The sequence below is a fragment of the Clostridium celatum genome, assembly GCF_021412605.1.
Lineage (GTDB): Bacteria > Bacillota > Clostridia > Clostridiales > Clostridiaceae > Clostridium > Clostridium celatum.
The window spans coordinates 1-19,403 of record NZ_JAJKGM010000019.1 but is presented as its reverse complement, the minus strand read 5'-3'; the positions used below and the strand labels follow the sequence as shown (position 1 = coordinate 19,403).

The window sequence follows — 19,403 nt, the reverse complement described above, 5'->3', positions numbered from 1 at the left end:
AAGAAATACGGAATATGTTAATCCAAGATTTAGTTTAATGTGTGATAATTACAAAAATAAATTAATGAGTATTATGGCAGAGATACTTTTATATCAAGGAGTTACTAAAATAGATATTGATACAAAATCAGAAAGATTTTTTAAATATGTTATAACAAGAGGTTTTTATTCTAAATATATATAATAACTATTTTGTTATTAGTTAAAAAAGTATAAAATATAATAAAACTGGATATTCATTGACTTTACGAATAAAAATTAGTCAATGAATATCCAGTTTTTACTTTAAATTATATTACCATCTTTGTTGTCTATTACCACCAGGATTACCACCAGGGCCACCCATACCTCCACCTGAGCCTACAGAGCTTACAGTATTAGATGTTGTAAAAGTACCAGCATCACTTCCACCGCTATAGCTTCCATCGTTATAAAGTCCATCTGCAGAACTTCCAGTTGAACTACCACCAACAGAAACAGTATAAGTAGCATTACTTTCTAATTTAGGAGATGATATTACAACTGATTGATAAGTTTTTGATGGTGCAAAAGTAATTATATCTTCACCATTTGTATTTTTAATATTAATTAAAGTATTTGCTGATTGTGATGTAAATATATTAACTGAATTTTGAGTTGATGATGAACTTGGAGATTGAGCCATTTGTGAGCTACCAGCAGCTATAAATAATCCACCAGTTATATCAAATGAAACATCATAGTCTAAAGCTCCATTTCCACCATTTTCAGGACCATTAACAATAACAGTACCATCATTCATAACAATTGAACCATTTGAGTCAACACCATCACCAGCAGCATCAACATAAAGATAACCACCATTAATAGTTATTGAGCCATTAGAAGATGAATTAAATTGATTTTCACCAGGTCTACCATTAGTAGAAGAACCATCATTTCCACCAGCGGCATTTAAACCATCATCACTTGCAACTAAATAAATAGTACCATTATTTATTGTTATAGTTTGACTTTCAATACCTTCATAAGATTTAGTAATATTTATATCTCCACCATTGATTTCAAGTGTAGTATCAGAATGGATACCATCATCTCCAGATGCAATTTCAAGTGTACCACCATTTATAGTTAAGGAGTTATTTGAGTGAATAGAGTCATCAGAAGAATCTATATTAATTAAGCCGCCATCAATTACTATATCATTTACTGCTTTTATTGCTTTTGCACTAGAGGTTTCTTCTGTAGAAGAAGAACTTCCACCCCAAGAACCCCAAGGGGTATCATTATTAGATTTACTACTACTATTTACACTTCCACCACCAGTTACTATATTAATAGTACCATCGATTATGTTTACTATATTTTCAGCTTGAATACCATCTGTTCCTGCAGTTATATTTAAGTTTCCACTTTCTATAATTATATTACCTTTTTCTGTATCTTCAGCATTAGTTGATTTTAATCCATCGCCTTCAGAATTAATTGTTATATCTCCACCTTTAATAGTAATAGAGTCTTTTCCCATAAGCCCATCATCTTTAGAAGCTATAGAAATAGTACCACCAGTTATTTTTAAATCATCTTTACTAGTTATACCATTATTATAATTTGCAGTTACAGTTAAGCTTCCATTTCCTTTAATAGTTAAGTCATCCTTACTAAATATTGCTGCATTTGGCTCATCTGTAGTAGCATCTTCAAATATATAAGTTTCACCATCAGTAATAAAGTTATCAGTATTATCTTCTAATACTATTATTGTATTTTTTGCATTTTTAACATAAATAGGAGCACTATTAGAACAGGTAAGATTTACTCCATTAAAAACTAAATAAACATTCTCTTCAGAGGCACTATCTACTATAATTTGACCATCAGATAATGTTCCACTTATGTTATAAGTACCTGCATTAGCAATAGTAACTTTATTTCCATCTACAGATACATTAGATCCATTAATAGTAATATTATCACTAAGATTAATATCGGCAGTAATCTCAGCGCTTAATTCTGTATTTTCTTTATTATTTTCAGTAACAGTATTTTGAATGTCATTACTTATATTTGTATCTTTATTAGCACAACCTGTAACATTTAAACATAATGCACAAACAGTTAATGCTAAAATAAGTTTCTTTTTCATAACAAACCTCCAATTAAATATTTTATCTCTTTATCTATAAAAGTAATAATACTATACGAACCTTAAATTAATCTTAAGTGAACCTCAAAATTTCAATTTTGCTAGTTGAAGTTACGCCTAGGTGTACTTATTGGATGTTAAGAGAAAATGCTTCATTAATAAATAGACTTGAATTTGATTATTGGAAATTACATTTAAGTTAATGCAATTAAGAAAATTAGTATATGAAGTACATGTGAATTTTGTGATTTATAGTTACAAAGTTAAATTCTTGTAAAATTTTTTAAGATTTTTTTAAGGTTTGAATTTTATAATTAAGTCAAAGATTAGAGTAAGTTAGGGAGGTAAATATATGGCAATAAAATCATTTAAAAGATATGAAAAAAAATATCTATTAAATAAAACACAATATGATGACCTTGTAGAACGTTTAAGCGAATATATGGATTCAGATGAACATTGCAAGGATGGGAAGAATTATAGTATTTACAATATTTATTATGATACAGCTGACAATCAAGTAATTAGACATTCAATATCTAAACCTTATTATAAAGAAAAATTAAGACTTAGAAGTTATAAGGTACCAAGAAGTTTAAATGATAAAGTTTTTTTAGAACTGAAAAAGAAGATAAATGGAATAGTAAATAAAAGAAGAGTTGTTCTTACATTAGGTGAAGCTTATAATTTTTTAAATTCAAGGATTAGACCCAATAAGACAGATTATATAAGTAATCAAGTGTTAAATGAAATAGAATATTATCTAGATAATAATGAAGTTTATCCTACAGTTTATATAGGATATAGTAGAAAGGCATTTTTTTGTAGAACAGATAAAAATTTTAGATTGACATTTGATTCTAAGATAACTACAAGAAGGAGTGGATTATCGCTAGAGCTTGGTAATTTTGGAGAACAACTTTTAGAAGAAGAACAGTATTTAATGGAAGTAAAAATATTAGGTGCTATTCCGTTATGGTTTGTAGAAATCTTATCAGATTTAAAAATATATAGTGCTAAGTTTTCTAAGTATGGAAACGAGTATATGAGGTATTGTTTAAATAAAAATCAAAATAAAAATATAGAAGCAAGGGGAGAAAAAATATGTTAGAAACGATAATTTCGTCAACAACAGGAGAATCATTTACTTTGGTGAATGCATTATTAGTAATAGGATCATCTATACTTTTAGGCTTTGTAATAAGCTTAGCTTATATGTATACACACAAAAGGGAAGGATATACACCAAGTTTTACAATAACACTTATAATGTTACCTGTAATAATTTCAATAATAATACTTTTAGTTGGAAATAATGTAGCAAGAGCCTTTAGTTTAGCTGGAGCATTTTCAATAATTAGATTTAGAAGTGCGCCTGGAGATCCAAAGGATATATCATATATATTTTTTACTTTAGCAGTAGGTCTTGCAAGTGGTATGGGATATATAGGATATGCTGTTATATTTACAGTTATTTTATGTTTAGTTATGATTATAATAGAAAAATCTAACTTTGCAATGCCAAAAACTAGATCATTAAGACTAAAGATATTAATACCAGAAGATTTAAATTATGAAGGTTTATTTGATGAAATATTAGATAGACATGTACATTCATGGAAAATAGAAACAGTAAAAACAAAAGATTTTGGAGCTTTATTTGAATTAACTTATAGATTAAATGTTAACGAAGAATTAAAGCAAAAGGATCTTATTGATGAATTAAGATGTAAAAATGGTAACTTAAGCATTTCGCTTACATCAGTTGGTATAGAAGAAAAGGTGTATTAAAAGAATATTAAATAAATTATTACCTTTATTTAAAAGAATTTAAATATTATATTAATTTAATTAATCTGAATTTTATATTTATTAGGTAGTTATTAATGAAATGCCTCTGTCTAGTTAGACAGAGGCATTTCATAATTATACTACTTTAATTTTTTTATAGTTTATGAACATTTATAGCCATTGGACCTTTTTCACCATCAGCAATAGAAAATGATACATTTTCACCTTCATGTAAGTCACTATGAGGTCCATTATCTTTTACTTGGGATTGATGAACAAAAATATCATTTCCATTGTTTGCAGAAATGAATCCATAACCTTTTTCAGTATTAAACCATTTTATAGTTCCAGTATAATTTGACATAATATCTCTCCTTAACATATAAACTTATAAAGAATATCTAAGATAAGTATTTAGTTAGCAGTAAAGTTATTTGTAGTAATTCTTACTAGATATTCATAGTTTTAGTATGTGAAGTCGGACAAGATTTATACGTTGTTAATTTTATCCTTATCCCATATAAATAATTGTTCAGAATTATTTAATGCTGAAAATAGCTTATCCTTTAAATTAGGGAAAGTACCATTTAAGTTTTTAATTAATTCCTTCATATCTTGCCTTTTAGTATGTCCATCAGCAGGACAAGGGTTTTTTATTATAGGGTAGTTATTATCTTTTACATTTCTTTTAATCATATATTCATCTATGTAAACCATTGGTCTAATTATAGTTAAGTCAAATTTCTCCATATATGATTTAGGTGAGAAGCAATTTACTCTACCTTCATAAAAAATAGTCATAGCAAAGGTTTCAACAGCGTCATCTTTATGATGTCCAAGAGCAACTTTAGTACAACCAAGCTCTTTAGCAGCTCCATTTAACGCACCACGTCTTAATTTTGCACAAAGAGAGCATGGATTTTTTTCCTTTCTTATGTCAAATACAATTTTCGCAATATCAGTTTGAATTTCATAAAAAGGTACATCAAGTTCCTTACATAACTTATGTAGTGGACTGTTATCTACACCACCTGGATTTAAGGTAATTGCAATAAGCTCAAATTTTACTGGTGAAAATTTTTGATAATTTTTTAATATATGAAGTAGTGTTACACTATCTTTTCCACCAGAAAGGCCCACAGCAATTTTATCATTTTCTTCTATCATATTAAAATCATTAATGGCTTGTCTAGTTTTGCTAAGTAATTTTTGCATCATAGGTTTTTTACCTCCGAAATTTAATCTTTAGATATTTTATCAAACTTTATATTTTTACACAAAGGATAACATTAAAATATATGCAAAATCTTAACAATAATTTACATATAATTTAATGCTATTTCAAATATTAAGAATATATGATAGCTAAAGTATAAGAAATTTATAATATTTATATTATCTATAAGTATCGCTAGCTAGCTCTTGTAGTAAAGGTAAGTTTAATATTTTTATAGTATTTTTATTTTTTTCAATAATATTATCAGAACACAGCTTTTTTATTACTCTAGTTAAATGTCTATAACTAGAACCTAAAAGTTGAGATAGATTGTTTATATTTTCAATTTCTATAGTAGTTTCTGATAAATTAGATGGTAGAGAGGAAAGTAAATATATAGCAAATCTATTTTCTAAAGGATATAGAATATTTATTGAACTATACACAGAATTTTTTCTCAATTTTTCTTCAAGGGATGAAATTATAAATCTTAAAAAAATAGGATCATTATAACCATAAATATGTATTTTGTTTATTGGAAGTCCAAGGCAAATAGACTTTTCTAAAGTTATTACGTTACAGTCGGCAATTGGATTATCTAAAAGCTCTAAATCTCCAATAGTGGATAGTGGATTGTTGAAGCATATTAATAGTGACTTACCATTTGATAAAAGTGTAGTAACTTTTGCTTTACCAAAAACCAAAAAATACATATAGTTTAATTCTTCGTTTAGAGTACAGATATATTCATTTTTATCAAAAGTATAGATTTCTAAGCTTTCCAGTAAATTTTTATTTAAATATTTATTTAATTGGTATTTAGTTATATAGGAATTAAGAAGAGCTTGATTATTTAATTTTTTCATAAGGACTCCTTAAAAAAGATATTTTTAGTTAAAAATATTATACTATTAAATTTTAAATAGGACAAATGTCCTATTTGTAAGTGTAAGAATTTGATAATATGTTTCTAGAAATTTTATTGGAGGAATTTAAATGTATAATATTTTGGCATTATTAATTGGAGCACTTATTTCTATTATGATTTCATTTAATGGAGCATTAGAAACACGTGTAGGAAGTGCGTATTCTGTAGTTATTATTCATGCAGTGGGACTTATTGCAATACTCATAGTTGCAGCAATTAAAAAAGAGAAATTTGTAATAAAAGAAAGTTTACCTTTTTATTTATATCTTGGCGGTATATTTGGAGTTGCCCTTACATTAGTTAATGTAATTACAATAGGAAGTATTGGAGTTGCATTAACTACAGCATTAGCAGTGTTTGGACAACTTGTCTTTTCATCATTAGTAGATCATTTTGGATTATTTGGTTTAACTAAATATAAATTTAATCCTAAAAAGCTTATAGGGTTTATGATAGTTTTTATTGGATTAGTTATTATGACTATAGCTTAAGGAGGAGATTTTAATATGTTAATGATTTTATTAGCTGTTTTAGGTGGAGTGTTAACTACTTTATCAATGGTAGTAAGTTCAACACTTGGAAAGAAAATAGGTTTAATACAAAGTACAATAATTCATTATATAGGCGGGCTTATAGGTGGAGTGTTTATTTTAATAGGACTTGGAAGTAAAATAGCACCATCTATAGCGGAAATGAGTAATATGCCTTTTTACATATTTTTAGGTGGAGTTATTGGAGTAATGGTAGTATATACTTCGAATGTAGTAATACCTAAAATACCGGTAGTATATAGTACACTTTTAATGTTTTCAGGACAAATGCTTTGCGCAATTATCATTGATGCAATTGTAATGAAGGATTTTTCAATACTAAAGCTTATAGGAGCAATTATTGTAGTTTTAGGAATACTTTATAATTCAAGAGTTGATGCAAAGGAAAATAAAATAGAAAATCAAAGTTTAAAAGAAGTAGAAAATATTAATTAGATATAAATCCATAATGTGTAGTAATAAGTATTATTGCATATTATGGATTTAACTTTTTTAGCTATTGAAAAGTTTTATCAAATATATTTAAATTTTCATATTCTTTAAGTGAAGATAGGATATTAATATATATATAAGAAATAAATTATGAGGGTAGGGTGTAAGAATAGATTAAAAAGAAGTTTATATTGATATATCAAAATAGAAGATTCAATATAAATAAAGATAACATATAAATTTGAGTTAACAAAAATTATATGTTATCTTTATTATTTTATTTATTGCTAATTTGATAATTCAGAATGAGTATTTCTAAATTTATAAACATTATTAATTATAGATATAGCAACTACGTTTATTACTAATTGACTTCCACCGTAGCTTATAAAAGGCATACTTATGCCTAATATAGGTGATAGTGAAAAGTTTGCTAAAATATTTAATATAAATTGAATTGTAAATAATGAACATAGACCACTTACTAATAATTTTCCATAAGTATTTTTAGTATTAATAGAAATAAAGCACATTCTTATAATAAAAGATAATACTAATGCTATAATTATTATCCCTACGATCCATCCAAAACAATAAATTATAGAAGTAAGTACAAATTCCATATTAGAGTCAGGAATAAAATTACTATTAATATTAATGCTATTACCAAATAATGTAGCAGAATTCCTTATAGTATTTAATTGATTATAAATCCATCCAGAACCTTTAGAATCTTTTAATGGGTTTAAAATGCAAAGAATCTATCTTTTCTATAATAAGGACCACTAAAAATGGCTAATGAAAATATAGTAGCAAAAAAACTAAAGGTCATAACTAAATGCTTTGTTTTAAGTCCTGAAATATGCATTACTGTAAATGATGCAATTAAATATATTAATGTTGTAGAAATTGAACTTGTAGCTAAAAATAGCATTGATGGTATAAATACTAAAGTAAAGCCTTTTATTAATGATTTTCTATTATTCCAATTATAACTATCAAAGATTCCTGCAAGAGAAACTATTAATAAAATAGGGGTAATGGTTAAAGTATCAATAGAAAGAGAGCCTATAAATAACCATCGTCTCATACCATTTACATATGGAGAAAGAAAAAGTGTTAGCACAATTAAAATAATATTAAATATATACAGAGAAAGTGAATAGTTTTTTAATTTTCTATAATCAAGCTTTAAGCTTAATAGTGCTAAAACAATGGACACACCTAAAAATACTAATAATTTACCAAAATAATTTGGAGAATAGTCTTCAGTTAATGTAAAAGAATTAAATTGAAGAAATCCTGTAGTTAAAAAACCAAAGAATATTAAAGCACTAGTCATTGTTAAGAGTATCCAATCAGAGTTGCATTTATGAGCTTTATTTAGGTCACGACCAATAACCTCAGCACTTCCCATTTGGAGCAAGGCTTTATCTATTGCAGCGTCTAATGATATACCGCTTTGTATAGAGTCATAAATAATATCTTCAATATGACTCAATAATTCTTCTTTAATTTCAGCATGGACTTTTTTATTTTTTATTAAGCTACAAACTTCATTTATATATTCATTAACTTTAGTATTTTTTACACTAGACATAATTTAGCCTCCCATAAAACACTATTTACTGTGTTGCTAAATAATTTCCATTCAGATTCTTTTTCAAGTAATATACCTTTTCCACATTCAGTAATTTTATAGTATTTTCTTTTTCTAGCACCTGTAGAATTATCCCAATACGCTTCAATGTAATTTGCATTTTCTAAATTATGAAGTATTGGGTAAAGAGTACCTTCCTTAAATGAAAAGATGCCGTTTGAACGGAGTTCTATTTCTTTAATCATTTCATAACCATACATATCTTTACGATTAAGTAAGCTTAATATTAATACTGTAGTACTTCCTTTTAAAAGTTCTTTGTTGATTTTCATAAATTCACCACCATACATTGTAGTTAGATACATAGTATATCTATGTATAATTATATTTGTATATTATGGAAAAGTAAAGCGATGAAAAGATAAAATACAGCAATATACTATTGAAAAATAAAAATAAAGGGTATATTATAATAAGTGAAAATAAATGATAATAAATGAGAATAAATAATAATTGATATGAAAAATAAATCTATGTAGGGAAGAGGATATCTACTTATGTTTATGGAAGAAAGACTAAATGAAATATTAGAAATAATTAAAAGGGATAAGAAGGTTTTAGTTAAAGAGCTAAGTGAAAGATTTAATGTTTCTGAAAGTATGATTCGTAAGGATTTACAAAGGTTAGAGAGTGAAGGCAAGATAAAGAGAACATATGGTGGAGCAATATTAGAAAGAGAGAAGTCTTTTAATGATAATACTATATCAAGAGTTTTCGTTGATTTAGAATCCAAAGAATATCTTGGAAAGTTAGTTTTAGATATTATTGAGGAAAATGATATAATATTTTTAGATATATCTACCACAAATCACACAATTGCAACTATCTTAAAAAGTACAACGAAAAATATTACAGTGATAACAAATATGAATAGAATAGCTATGGAATTTGATCATAATTCTAATATTGATGTAATTTTAATAGGCGGAGAATATAATAAGAAATTAGGTGGAACTATAGGGGCTGGAGCTATAGATCAAATAGGAAAAGTTAGGATAGATAAGGCTTTTATTGGTGTAGGTGGAGTTAATGTAGAAGAGAATTTTATAAGTAACTTTAATTATGATGAATCATTTACTAAAAATAAAATTTTAAAGAATAGCAAGAAAAATTATATAGTAATGAATGATGAAAAATTTTATAAGGATGGTAGTTTTAAGTTTGGAACTTTAGATGATATAAATTATATTATAACAGAAAAGGAACCAGAAGATAGTATTAAAAAAATGTTAGTACAACATGAGGTAAAGATAATATTTTAATTTAATAATAAAAAATATATAGGTAGTTTAATTAAGTAGTAGGAGATGAAGTTATGATTAAATTAATAGCAACGGATATGGATGGAACATTATTAAATAGTAAAAATGAAATACAAGAAGGATTCTATGAAATTTTTAATGAATTAAAAGAAAAGGAAATTATATTTGCAGCTGCTAGTGGAAGACAATATTATAACCTTTTAGAAAGATTTAAAGGCTTAGATAGGTATATGATGTTTATAGCTGAAAACGGAACTTTTGTAGTTTATAAAGGTGAGGAGTTAGTTGTAAATCCGTTAGATATTAATTTAGCTAGAGAAATAATAAAAGTAGTAAGAAATATTGATAATGCTTATGCAATTCTTTGTGGAAAAAACTCTGCATATATTGAAAGTAATGATGAAAGAATAATTGAGCAAACTGAAAAGTATTATGCTAGATATGAAATAGTTGACGATTTAACAAAGGTAGAAGATGAAGTTTTAAAGGTAGCTATTTGTGATTTTGATGGTGCAGAGCATAATAGTAATAGATATTTTGATGATTTTAGAGATAAAACTCAAGTTGCAGTATCAGGTCAGCTTTGGTTAGATATAATGGCTAAAGGGATAAACAAAGGTGTTGCAATAAAAGAAATTCAAGAACAATTAGGAATAAGCTTTGAAGAAACTATGGTATTTGGAGATTACTTAAATGATTTAGAAATGATGGGAAGTGCATATCATAGTTATGCTATGGAAAATGCTCATGATGATTTAAAAAAAGCTGCAAGATTTATAACTAAAAGTAATGATGAAAGTGGCGTTGTACATGCTATAAAAACATTCCTAAACAACTAAATTATAAAAAATTATAACCTTCAGGTAAAGTTAAAACCCTACCTGAAGGTTATAATTTAGCTTATTTACAGTAAAGGTCTGAAGGTTTAACATTTTCTTGAACGTTAACTAATGCTTCTCCAAATCTTTGATAATGAACAACTTCTCTTTCACGTAAGAAGCCTAATATTTTTTTTACTTCAGCATCATCAGTTAAATTTATTAGCCATTCATAAGTTGTCCTAGCTTTTTGCTCAGCAGCCATATCTTCGTGTAAGTCCGCAATTACATCACCTTTTGCTTGAATATAGGTTGCTGTCCAAGGATTACCTGTGGCATCAGTATAAAAGAGAGCTTTTCCATGATCGGCATAATGACCTGCTAAACCTGCAGCTTTAATTTCATCAATTGATGCATTTTCCATTAGTTGATAAACCATAGTTCCTAACATCTCAACATGAGCCATTTCTTCCGTACCTATATCAGTTAATAGTCCCTTAGACTTATTAGTAGGCATTGTGTATCTTTGATTTAAATATCTTAGAGCAGCCCCTAGCTCCCCGTCTGGTCCACCGTATTGAGTAATTAAAAGTTTAGCCATATTTAAATCATTACATTTTAAATTAATTGGATATTCTAATGTTTTTACATAATACCACATAAACTAATCCTCCTTATTATTTTCCCAAGGCCAAGGAGTATCAATCCAAGCTTCAGGATTTTGAATATACGCTGTACCAAAGTTAGTTAAAGGACCATATTCTTGTTCATAATCCCAAATTAACTTTCTTAGTTTTGAAGAAATTAGTTTATAGTCATCTGTTGCATTTTTGCAATTAGGAAAATTATCTAAATACAAATTTAACTCCAAAGAATAAAATTGTAATTTTCTTATTGCTTCTAAACACTCATGTTGATTCATATTTTAGCCTCCTTTGAATACTTAATATCACAATAAGGATTATAAAGATCCTTAAATATGGTTCCAGCATCAAAGGCTGAATTTACATCAAATAAGTTTTGGTAAGGTTGTAAAACTATATTTGCTTTAGCATAAATATTAGGAGAAAAAACTTTAAAAGATTCATAACAGTTTTTCTTATGGTTAGCACAAGCAACATTACAATTTACATCAGAAGTATCGTTTATACAATCGCTGCAGTCAATACAGTCATTGTTTCTTTCATAGTACATAATAGTATATCCCTTCGTAAAATTATCTCAATAATACTTTATGTAGAAATACAAAAAAATGTGTAGAAATAAAAATAAAAATAAAAATAAAATAAGCTATAGTACACTCCGAATATACTATAGCTTATTTCATTTATTTTTAAGAGAGATATATAATTATGGTTGCATATATTTACTAATAATTAAACAAATGAGGAAAAGGAATGTGGCTAAAATTTGGTAAAAGTAGTAGCTGTAAAATATGCAACCATAAATGGAGATAGCTAAAATAAATATTAAATTTATAGAATCAAATAGCTACATTTTCGATTATATCCATATTGTAAGATAATATACAAAAAATAAAAATAAAATTAAATTATTTTACTTTCTTTATGCCCACAACAATCACACTTGAAATAAATTTTTCCATGAACTTTGTTATCATAACCATATTCATATTCTTTCATTTCTTCTCCACAAATGGGACAAGTGAATTTTAATATTTCTTTTTTGTTATACATTTTAATTCTCCTTTGCAACAAACTATAAGTATAAAATTATTGTAATAAATAATTTTATACTTATACTTGTAATAGCAATTTTAAATTATATTAATATTTAAATTATATAAGTTTAAGGTTTATTATGAAGTGAAATTTTAAAAAATGCAAGAAATATTAAAAATATTTCATAATAATATATATTTTTAATATAAAAGCTTTATTAATAAGTGAAAAATAAAATTAATTACATAAAGAGTTGCAAAAGGTGTAAAAATATAAATTGATTATTTTTATATTTAGTGTACAATATTAATTTATAAGAGGAAAAATTATACCAAAGAAAACTAAAATAGAAAGAGTTGAAAAAGATGGAATTAAAATTTAATATTTTTGAAACAATGGCTTTGGTAACAGCAGTATATTATTTAGGGAAATATTTAAGAACGAAGATTAAATTTTTATCAAAGTATTGTATACCAGCCCCGGTAGTTGGAGGACTAGTGTTTGCTATAATAACATTAATATTAAAGTTAACTAATATAGCAACTATAAGTATGGATACTACACTTCAAAATTTATTTATGACTGCGTTTTTTGCAAGTGTGGGATTTACAGCTAGTCTTAAAATATTAAAAAATGGTGGAATTAAGGTTGCTATATTTTTAGGGCTTGCCATACTTTTAATTATATCTCAAGATATAGTTGGGGCTACTTTAGCAAAGTTATTTAATTTAAATCCTTTATTAGGATTATGTACTGGCTCTGTTTCAATGATAGGAGGTCATGGAACAGCAGGCTCTTTTGGACCATTATTAGAAGAGCTTGGAGTTAAGGGGGCAACTACTGTTTCCTTTGCATCAGCAACTTTTGGATTAGTAATGGGAAGCTTCATTGGAGGTTTTGTAGCTAAGAGTTTAATAGATAACAATAACTTAAAAACACCAAAAGAATCTCATGATAAGGAAATTCCTTTAAGTGATTTCCATGAAGACAATCAAGCACTTCTTTGTCAAAAAAGACTTATGAAAGGTTCAGCATTTCTTTTTATTTCAATGGGAATTGGGTCAGTTATTTCAGGCTTCATTCAAGATAGTGGATTAACATTCCCTTCATATATAGGGGCAATGATAGCTGCTGCTGTTATAAGAAATTTCTGTGATATAAGAAAGATAGAAATTGAAGAAAAAGAGATAGAGGTAATAGGAAATATTAGTTTAGGATATTTTTTATGTATAGCATTAATGGGATTAAAGCTTTGGGAATTGTTTGATTTAGCACTTCCACTTGTAGTAATGCTTGTAGCACAATCATTACTTATGGCTATGTTTGCATATTTTATTACATTTAAAGTAATGGGTAAAGATTATGATGCAGCAGTATTTGCATCTGCAAATTGTGGTTTTGGAATGGGAGCAACACCTAATGCTGTAGCTAACATGGATGCATTAAGTACAAAATATGGTTTTGCACCAACACCTTATTTTGTTGTTCCAATTGTAGGAGCACTTTTTGTTGATTTTGTAAATTCAGCAGTAATAACTTTGTTTGTAAATATACTTAGTTAAGAATATATATATAGTGAATAGATTATATTAAAATAGAAATATAAATAGTTAAAGTGTTATAAAATTTAATTATTTATACATAGTTTTGATATAATCTATTTTTTTATAAATATAAAATTTTTAGTTTTACTTGTGAAGTTTTTTATTTGTGTATTTTAAATATCAATATATTGGTATAATAAGATAATAAATAAAGTTTAATTAGAAGGTGATTAAAATGTACAAAAAGCAAATTGAAGAATATTTTAACTTGCATAAAGATAAAATGTTAGAGGATATCTGCAAAATACTAAGAATAAAAAGTGATAGGCAAGAGGCTAAAGAAGGTATGCCTTTTGGAGAAGGTGTAGTAAAGGCTTTAGAAGAGTCATTAAAGATGGCTGAAAATATGGGATTTAAAACTAAAAATTATGATAATTATGTAGGAACTATTGATTTTAATGATAAAGAAAAGGCTTTAGATATATTAGCCCACTTAGATGTAGTTCCAGCAGGTAATGAATGGACAGTTACTAATCCTTATGAGCCATTAATAAAAGATGGTAAGTTATATGGAAGAGGATCTGCTGATGATAAGGGCCCTGCAATAGTGGCTTTATATGCATTGAAAGCAGTTAAGGATTTAAATATACCTTTAAATAAAAATGTTAGATTAATATTAGGAACTGATGAAGAATGTGGAAGTTCTGATATTGAATATTATTATAATATTGAAAAAGAAGCACCTATGACATTTTCGCCAGATGCGGATTTCCCAGTGATAAATGTTGAAAAGGGAGGATTAAAAGGAAACTTTAATTCAAACTTTAAAGAAGATGAAACGCTTCCTAGGGTTACTTCTATAAATTCAGGAGTTAAAGTTAATGTTATTCCAGATAAAGCAAATGCAGTAGTTGAAGGATTAAGCAAAGATATAATATTAGAATACTGTGATAAAGCTACAAATAAAACTAAAGTAAACTTCACTGTTACTGAAGAAAATAATAAGTGTATAATAAATGCTAATGGAGTAGGTGGTCATGCCGCTTATCCAGAAAGTGCAAATAATGCATTAACTGCAATATTAGAATTGTTATCATCTATGCCATTTGCCAAAAGTCAGGGGTTTAACAAGATATGTGCTATAAGTAAACTATTACCTCATGGTGATTATAAAGGAAAAGGTATTGGTGTTAAGATGAGTGATGAAATATCAGGTGAATTAACTTTATCATTCACTATTTTTGAATATAATACTACAAGCTTAAAGGGAACTTTTGATTGTAGAGCACCACTTTGTGCAAATGATGAAAATTTAAGAGATGTTATAGATAAGAATTTAAGTGATAATGATATTACACTAGAACCTTGTCATGTATTTGAAGGGCATCATGTAGATGAAAATTCAGAATTTGTTCAAACTTTATTAAAATGCTATGAGATGTATAGTGGTAAAAAAGGTGAATGTATTGCAATAGGAGGAGGTACTTATGTGCATCACTTAAAAAATGGAGTTGCATTTGGATGTACAATGCCTGGAACTGATAACAATATGCATGGAAATGATGAATTTGCAGTTATAGATGAGCTTATACTTAGTGCTAAAATATTTACACAAGCAATTATTGAACTTTGTAGCTAGGATAAGCTCTAAATTTAACTTTTGATTACTATTTAGATTATCTAAATTAAAGCTTAATCATCACTTAGTTGGAGGTAAACTGTAGATGAATTTTACTGAGGTAAAAATAGAAATATATGTTCCTATAGAATTTGTAGAAGTTTTAAGAAATGGATTAAATGAAATAGGAGCATGTAAGATAGGAGATTATGATAATTGTGCTTCAATAACAGAAGTATTAGGATATTGGAGATCGCTAGATGGTGCCAATCCGTATAATGGAACTATAGGAGAAATTTCAGAAGGAAAAGAATGCAAAATGGAAGTGCGTTGTAAAATTGAATATGTAAAAAATGCAATAAAGGTTATAAAAAAAGTTCATCCTTATGAAGAGCCTGTTTATAATATAGTACCGTTATTAAATAATATATTTGAATAAAAGTAAATTTGTTATATTATTGAATTAAAGCAATATTTTCTATATAAAGGAGACAAAAGAATGAAAGCTTATGAAAGATTAATAAAATATGCAAAGATATATACAACTTCTGATCCAGCATCAGAAACAGTTCCTTCAAGTAAAAGACAATTTGATTTAGCTAATATATTAGTAGAAGAAATGAAAGAAATAGGAATTGCAGATGCTAGAGTTGATGATACTTGTTATGTTTATGGAAGTATTCCAGCAACTCCAGGATATGAAAGTAAGCCTAGTATAGGACTTATAGCTCATGTTGATACTGCTCCAGCAGCACCAGGAGAAAATGTAAATCCTCAAGTTGTTGAAAATTATAATGGGGAAGATTTAACTCTTTTAAATGGAACTGTTTTATCAGTAGAAAAATTTCCACACTTAAAGAATTTAAAGGGAAGAACTTTAATTACTACAGATGGAAATACTCTTTTAGGTGCTGATGATAAGGCTGGTATTGCTGAAATAATGACAGCTTGTGAAAGAATAATAAATGAAAATATTCCTCATGGAAAGATATGTATAGGCTTTACTCCAGATGAGGAAATTGGTAGAGGTGCTCATAAGTTTGATGTTAAAAATTTTGGGGCTGACTTTGCTTATACTATTGATGGGGGAATAGAAGGAGAAATTTCTTATGAAAACTTTAATGCATCAGCAGCAAAGATTGAAATTCATGGAGTTTCTGTTCATCCAGGTTCAGCTAAAAATACAATGATTAATGCAACTTATGTAGGTATGGAATTTGATTCTATGCTACCAAAAGGAGAAAGACCAGAGCATACTGAAGGGTATGAAGGTTTTTATTATTTAGATAGCTTTAACGGAAATACAGATCATGCAACATTAACATATATTTTAAGAGATCATGATGCTTGTAAGTTAGAATCTAAAAAAGCTACTATGGAATTAATAGCAAAATTATTAAATGAAAAATATGGCGAAGGTAGAGTTAAATTAACAATTACAGATCAATATAAGAATATGGTTGAACATGTTAAGCCTTGTATGCATTTAATTGATAATGCTATAGATGCTATGAAATCATTAAATGTAACTCCAGTAATTGAGCCAATTAGAGGTGGAACTGATGGAGCAACACTTAGCTATATGGGATTACCTTGTCCTAACTTAGGAACTGGTGGATATGCATTCCATGGTGAATATGAGCATATTACAGTAGAGGGTATGGATATTGCTACAAATATAATAATTGAGATTTTAAAAAGATATGCTAAATAATTTTATGTAATTAGTATTAGCTTAAAAGCAGAGTAGATAAAATACTCTGCTTATTTTTATGTTAAAATTTAAAATGAGGTGAAGTTTTTATGAGGAGAATAATTGTTATAGGAGGTGGTGGAGCTGGAAAATCAACTTTTTCACGTGAACTTTCTAGGAAATTAGATATACCATTATATCATTTAGATAAAATTTTTTAGAACAAAGGATGGGTGGGAACGCCAAAAGAAAAATTTGATGAAAAAATTAAATAGATGTACTGATAAAAATGTGATAATTCTTAATAATAAAAAAGAAGTTAAAGATTTTATAGAAAGGTAAGTTTTAAGTAAATTATATTTAAAATATTAATAATATATGGATAAAATAGTTTAAATTATGATATTATCAAAAAGGTAATATTATAATTTGAATTATTATACAATAGATAAAAATATAAGGACTATTTATATATTTTAAGTAAATAGCATTAGCGAGGTGAAACATGATTAACTTTGATTATAAGGGGCTAACTGGAGATATAGTTACAAGAGATGATTTTGAATATGAGGAATGTAGGAAAGCGTGGAATAGAGCTATTGAAAAATACCCATTAGTAATAGTGTATTGTTATACTGAGGTAGATATAAAAAATGCTATAAATTTTGCAAAGGTTAATAAATTAAATGTAAGAATAAGAAGTGGTGCACATCATTATGAGGGATATTCTACAGGAAATGATATTATTGTTATTGATATTAGTAGAATGAATGGAATTTACATAGATGAGGAAAAAGGAATAGTAGCTATTGAAGCTGGAGTTCGTAATAGGGAGTTATATGAGCTTACAGGACAAATGGGATATCCTTTTCCTGGAGGCGGATGTCCAACGGTTGGTGTAGTGGGATTTACACTAGGTGGAGGCTGGGGATATTCAGCTAGAATGTTAGGACTTGGTTGTGATAATTTAATTGAAGCAGAAGTTATAAATTTTAAAGGCGAGACATTACTTTGTAATAAAAGCTGTAATGAAGATTTATTTTGGTCTTTACGAGGCGGTGGTGGAGGAAACTTTGGTATAGTTACTTCTATGACATTTAAATTGCCACAAAAAATAGAAATGGCAACATTAGTAGAAATTGATTTTCAAAATATAGACATTGAGGAAAATATAAAACTAATAGAAGTTTGGCAAGAAAAATATAAAACTTTAGATAAAAGAGCAAATTTTAAGCTTGCTATGTATAATTCAAGTGAAAGAGGAATTGGAGTAAAGATAGTAGGGTTGTTTTATGGAAATAAAGAAGAAGCAAATGAAGTTTTAAAACCTATTAAAGATATAGTTAGTTGTGGAAGTTATAATTTAAGATATATGACAGTCCTTGAAGCTAACAGAATAATTCAAGATAGTCATCCAGATTATGAAAGATATAAAAGTTCAGGAAGATTCGTATATAGAGATTATAGTAGAGAAGAGATTATGAATCTTTTAAAAATAATAGAAAATAGAGCCGAAGGGGCAACTTATACTGCTATTACTTTTTATGGGTTAGGTGGAGCTATCAAGAATGTGGGTAAAGAGGATACCGCATTTTATCATAGGGATGCAAGGTTTATCTTAGGTTTCCAATCAGTTTGGGAAGAAGCTAAATATGCACCTACAAATAGAGACTGGATTGTAAAAAACTTAAAGTATATAAAATCTATAACAAAAGGAGCTTTTGTTAATTTTCCTTGTGCCGAGCTTGATGATTATGAAGAAGAGTATTATGGAAAAAACTCTAAATTATTAAAGCTTGTAAAAGAAAAATATGATAAAAGTGATTTTTTCAACTTTGAACAAGATATTAGAATTGAAAATAAATTACAATATAATTTTGTTGTGAGATAATAATGTAATATAGCTGTATAAAGATAACTATAAAAAATTTAAATAATTTGAATAATAAGGTTTCTTATAAATTAGAGAGAAGAGTATATATATTTGTATAATAAACAAATATATATCAGACTGCTGACAAAGTGTCAGTAGTCTTTAATTTTATACAAATATGTAATATAATTTAAAATATATTAATTTATT

General features: G+C 27.2%; 20 protein-coding genes and 1 pseudogene. 11 read left to right on the top strand and 10 right to left on the bottom strand.

The window, feature by feature from the left end:
• Positions 1-295: 295 nt before the first annotated feature.
• Positions 296-2,125: a carbohydrate-binding domain-containing protein gene (locus LPC13_RS09480; protein WP_234088765.1), complete on the bottom strand. Its 1,830-nt coding sequence runs from the start codon at positions 2,123-2,125 to the stop codon at positions 296-298.
• 352 nt (positions 2,126-2,477) lie between these two features.
• Here LPC13_RS09480 and LPC13_RS09475 point away from each other — a divergent pair, with 352 nt between their 5' ends.
• Positions 2,478-3,236 carry a polyphosphate polymerase domain-containing protein gene (locus tag LPC13_RS09475; RefSeq protein WP_195244518.1) on the top strand — a complete coding sequence of 253 codons (759 nt, stop codon included), beginning with the start codon at positions 2,478-2,480 and terminating at the stop codon, positions 3,234-3,236.
• Positions 3,230-3,916 carry a DUF4956 domain-containing protein gene (locus LPC13_RS09470; RefSeq protein WP_005215365.1) on the top strand — a complete coding sequence of 229 codons (687 nt, stop codon included), beginning with the start codon at positions 3,230-3,232 and terminating at the stop codon, positions 3,914-3,916. The genes LPC13_RS09475 and LPC13_RS09470 overlap by 7 nt, the downstream gene beginning before the upstream one ends.
• A 154-nt stretch (positions 3,917-4,070) precedes the next feature.
• On the opposite strand, the gene LPC13_RS09465 is transcribed toward LPC13_RS09470, so the two are convergent.
• The 3 genes from LPC13_RS09465 to LPC13_RS09455 form a co-directional block, all read right to left on the bottom strand.
• A complete protein-coding gene (locus LPC13_RS09465; protein WP_040420016.1) occupies positions 4,071-4,280 on the bottom strand; it encodes a cold-shock protein in 210 nt (69 codons plus the stop codon).
• Positions 4,281-4,405: 125 nt separating this feature from the next.
• Entirely contained in the window at positions 4,406-5,131 is a 726-nt protein-coding gene (locus LPC13_RS09460) for a tRNA 2-thiocytidine biosynthesis TtcA family protein (RefSeq protein ID WP_005215361.1), read from the bottom strand.
• Between the two features lie 180 nt (positions 5,132-5,311).
• A complete protein-coding gene (locus LPC13_RS09455) occupies positions 5,312-5,998 on the bottom strand; it encodes a cyclic nucleotide-binding domain-containing protein (RefSeq protein WP_005215359.1) in 687 nt (228 codons plus the stop codon).
• A gap of 130 nt (positions 5,999-6,128) precedes the next feature.
• Between LPC13_RS09455 and LPC13_RS09450 the strand changes: the two genes are divergently transcribed.
• Together LPC13_RS09450 and LPC13_RS09445 are read left to right on the top strand one after the other, a co-directional pair.
• Entirely contained in the window at positions 6,129-6,551 is a 423-nt protein-coding gene (locus tag LPC13_RS09450) for a DMT family transporter (RefSeq protein WP_005215355.1), read from the top strand.
• Between the two features lie 15 nt (positions 6,552-6,566).
• On the top strand, positions 6,567-7,046 hold the full coding sequence (locus LPC13_RS09445) for a DMT family transporter (RefSeq protein ID WP_234088764.1): 480 nt from the start codon (positions 6,567-6,569) through the stop codon (positions 7,044-7,046).
• 284 nt (positions 7,047-7,330) lie between these two features.
• Here LPC13_RS09445 and LPC13_RS09440 read toward each other — a convergent pair.
• Positions 7,331-8,643, bottom strand: a pseudogene (locus LPC13_RS09440) (FtsW/RodA/SpoVE family cell cycle protein).
• The gene (locus LPC13_RS09435; RefSeq protein WP_040420014.1) at positions 8,631-8,975 is read right to left on the bottom strand and encodes a PadR family transcriptional regulator; all 345 of its coding nucleotides are present in this window, start codon (positions 8,973-8,975) and stop codon (positions 8,631-8,633) included. The pseudogene LPC13_RS09440 and the gene LPC13_RS09435 overlap by 13 nt, the downstream one beginning before the upstream one ends.
• 231 nt (positions 8,976-9,206) lie before the next feature.
• Here LPC13_RS09435 and LPC13_RS09430 point away from each other — a divergent pair, with 231 nt between their 5' ends.
• Positions 9,207-9,965: a DeoR/GlpR family DNA-binding transcription regulator gene (locus tag LPC13_RS09430; RefSeq protein WP_234088763.1), complete on the top strand. Its 759-nt coding sequence runs from the start codon at positions 9,207-9,209 to the stop codon at positions 9,963-9,965.
• A 53-nt stretch (positions 9,966-10,018) separates the two neighbouring features.
• Positions 10,019-10,804: an HAD family hydrolase gene (locus LPC13_RS09425; RefSeq protein WP_234088762.1), complete on the top strand. Its 786-nt coding sequence runs from the start codon at positions 10,019-10,021 to the stop codon at positions 10,802-10,804.
• 61 nt (positions 10,805-10,865) lie between these two features.
• Here LPC13_RS09425 and LPC13_RS09420 read toward each other — a convergent pair whose 3' ends face one another.
• The 4 genes from LPC13_RS09420 to LPC13_RS09405 all read right to left on the bottom strand — a co-directional run bounded on the left by LPC13_RS09420 (position 10,866) and on the right by LPC13_RS09405 (position 12,480).
• Positions 10,866-11,444, bottom strand: a complete 579-nt coding sequence (locus LPC13_RS09420) for a manganese catalase family protein (protein WP_005215342.1) — start codon at positions 11,442-11,444, stop codon at positions 10,866-10,868.
• A gap of 3 nt (positions 11,445-11,447) precedes the next feature.
• Positions 11,448-11,705 (bottom strand): spore coat protein CotJB, encoded by a 258-nt coding sequence (locus LPC13_RS09415; protein WP_005215340.1) that lies wholly within the window; start codon positions 11,703-11,705, stop codon positions 11,448-11,450.
• A complete protein-coding gene (locus LPC13_RS09410; protein ID WP_005215337.1) occupies positions 11,702-11,977 on the bottom strand; it encodes a spore coat associated protein CotJA in 276 nt (91 codons plus the stop codon). The genes LPC13_RS09415 and LPC13_RS09410 overlap by 4 nt, the downstream gene beginning before the upstream one ends.
• A 353-nt stretch (positions 11,978-12,330) precedes the next feature.
• Positions 12,331-12,480: a hypothetical protein gene (locus LPC13_RS09405; RefSeq protein WP_005215336.1), complete on the bottom strand. Its 150-nt coding sequence runs from the start codon at positions 12,478-12,480 to the stop codon at positions 12,331-12,333.
• Positions 12,481-12,830: 350 nt separating this feature from the next.
• Here LPC13_RS09405 and gltS point away from each other — a divergent pair, with 350 nt between their 5' ends.
• From gltS to LPC13_RS09380, 5 genes are all read left to right on the top strand, one after another.
• Entirely contained in the window at positions 12,831-14,027 is a 1,197-nt protein-coding gene (gene gltS / locus LPC13_RS09400) for a sodium/glutamate symporter (RefSeq protein ID WP_234088761.1), read from the top strand.
• Positions 14,028-14,244: 217 nt separating this feature from the next.
• Positions 14,245-15,648, top strand: a complete 1,404-nt coding sequence (pepV, locus tag LPC13_RS09395) for a dipeptidase PepV (RefSeq protein WP_005215332.1) — start codon at positions 14,245-14,247, stop codon at positions 15,646-15,648.
• Positions 15,649-15,733: 85 nt separating this feature from the next.
• The gene (locus tag LPC13_RS09390) at positions 15,734-16,066 is read left to right on the top strand and encodes a hypothetical protein (RefSeq protein WP_005215330.1); all 333 of its coding nucleotides are present in this window, start codon (positions 15,734-15,736) and stop codon (positions 16,064-16,066) included.
• Between the two features lie 60 nt (positions 16,067-16,126).
• Entirely contained in the window at positions 16,127-17,341 is a 1,215-nt protein-coding gene (gene pepT / locus LPC13_RS09385) for a peptidase T (RefSeq protein WP_005215327.1), read from the top strand.
• A gap of 484 nt (positions 17,342-17,825) precedes the next feature.
• The gene (locus LPC13_RS09380) at positions 17,826-19,211 is read left to right on the top strand and encodes an FAD-dependent oxidoreductase (RefSeq protein ID WP_005215326.1); all 1,386 of its coding nucleotides are present in this window, start codon (positions 17,826-17,828) and stop codon (positions 19,209-19,211) included.
• The last annotated feature ends 192 nt before the right edge of the window (positions 19,212-19,403 follow it).

Coding starts and splice junctions, on each gene's coding strand:
- LPC13_RS09470 (WP_005215365.1), top strand. CDS start 3,230: ATGTTAGAAACGATAATTTCGTCAACAACAGGAGAATCATTTACTTTG.
- LPC13_RS09415 (WP_005215340.1), bottom strand. CDS start 11,705: ATGAATCAACATGAGTGTTTAGAAGCAATAAGAAAATTACAATTTTAT.
- LPC13_RS09435 (WP_040420014.1), bottom strand. CDS start 8,975: ATGAAAATCAACAAAGAACTTTTAAAAGGAAGTACTACAGTATTAATA.
- LPC13_RS09445 (WP_234088764.1), top strand. CDS start 6,567: ATGTTAATGATTTTATTAGCTGTTTTAGGTGGAGTGTTAACTACTTTA.
- pepV (WP_005215332.1), top strand. CDS start 14,245: ATGTACAAAAAGCAAATTGAAGAATATTTTAACTTGCATAAAGATAAA.
- LPC13_RS09405 (WP_005215336.1), bottom strand. CDS start 12,480: ATGTATAACAAAAAAGAAATATTAAAATTCACTTGTCCCATTTGTGGA.
- LPC13_RS09420 (WP_005215342.1), bottom strand. CDS start 11,444: ATGTGGTATTATGTAAAAACATTAGAATATCCAATTAATTTAAAATGT.
- LPC13_RS09480 (WP_234088765.1), bottom strand. CDS start 2,125: ATGAAAAAGAAACTTATTTTAGCATTAACTGTTTGTGCATTATGTTTA.
- LPC13_RS09410 (WP_005215337.1), bottom strand. CDS start 11,977: ATGTACTATGAAAGAAACAATGACTGTATTGACTGCAGCGATTGTATA.
- pepT (WP_005215327.1), top strand. CDS start 16,127: ATGAAAGCTTATGAAAGATTAATAAAATATGCAAAGATATATACAACT.
- gltS (WP_234088761.1), top strand. CDS start 12,831: ATGGAATTAAAATTTAATATTTTTGAAACAATGGCTTTGGTAACAGCA.
- LPC13_RS09425 (WP_234088762.1), top strand. CDS start 10,019: ATGATTAAATTAATAGCAACGGATATGGATGGAACATTATTAAATAGT.
- LPC13_RS09455 (WP_005215359.1), bottom strand. CDS start 5,998: ATGAAAAAATTAAATAATCAAGCTCTTCTTAATTCCTATATAACTAAA.
- LPC13_RS09390 (WP_005215330.1), top strand. CDS start 15,734: ATGAATTTTACTGAGGTAAAAATAGAAATATATGTTCCTATAGAATTT.
- LPC13_RS09450 (WP_005215355.1), top strand. CDS start 6,129: ATGTATAATATTTTGGCATTATTAATTGGAGCACTTATTTCTATTATG.
- LPC13_RS09460 (WP_005215361.1), bottom strand. CDS start 5,131: ATGCAAAAATTACTTAGCAAAACTAGACAAGCCATTAATGATTTTAAT.
- LPC13_RS09380 (WP_005215326.1), top strand. CDS start 17,826: ATGATTAACTTTGATTATAAGGGGCTAACTGGAGATATAGTTACAAGA.
- LPC13_RS09430 (WP_234088763.1), top strand. CDS start 9,207: ATGGAAGAAAGACTAAATGAAATATTAGAAATAATTAAAAGGGATAAG.
- LPC13_RS09475 (WP_195244518.1), top strand. CDS start 2,478: ATGGCAATAAAATCATTTAAAAGATATGAAAAAAAATATCTATTAAAT.
- LPC13_RS09465 (WP_040420016.1), bottom strand. CDS start 4,280: ATGTCAAATTATACTGGAACTATAAAATGGTTTAATACTGAAAAAGGT.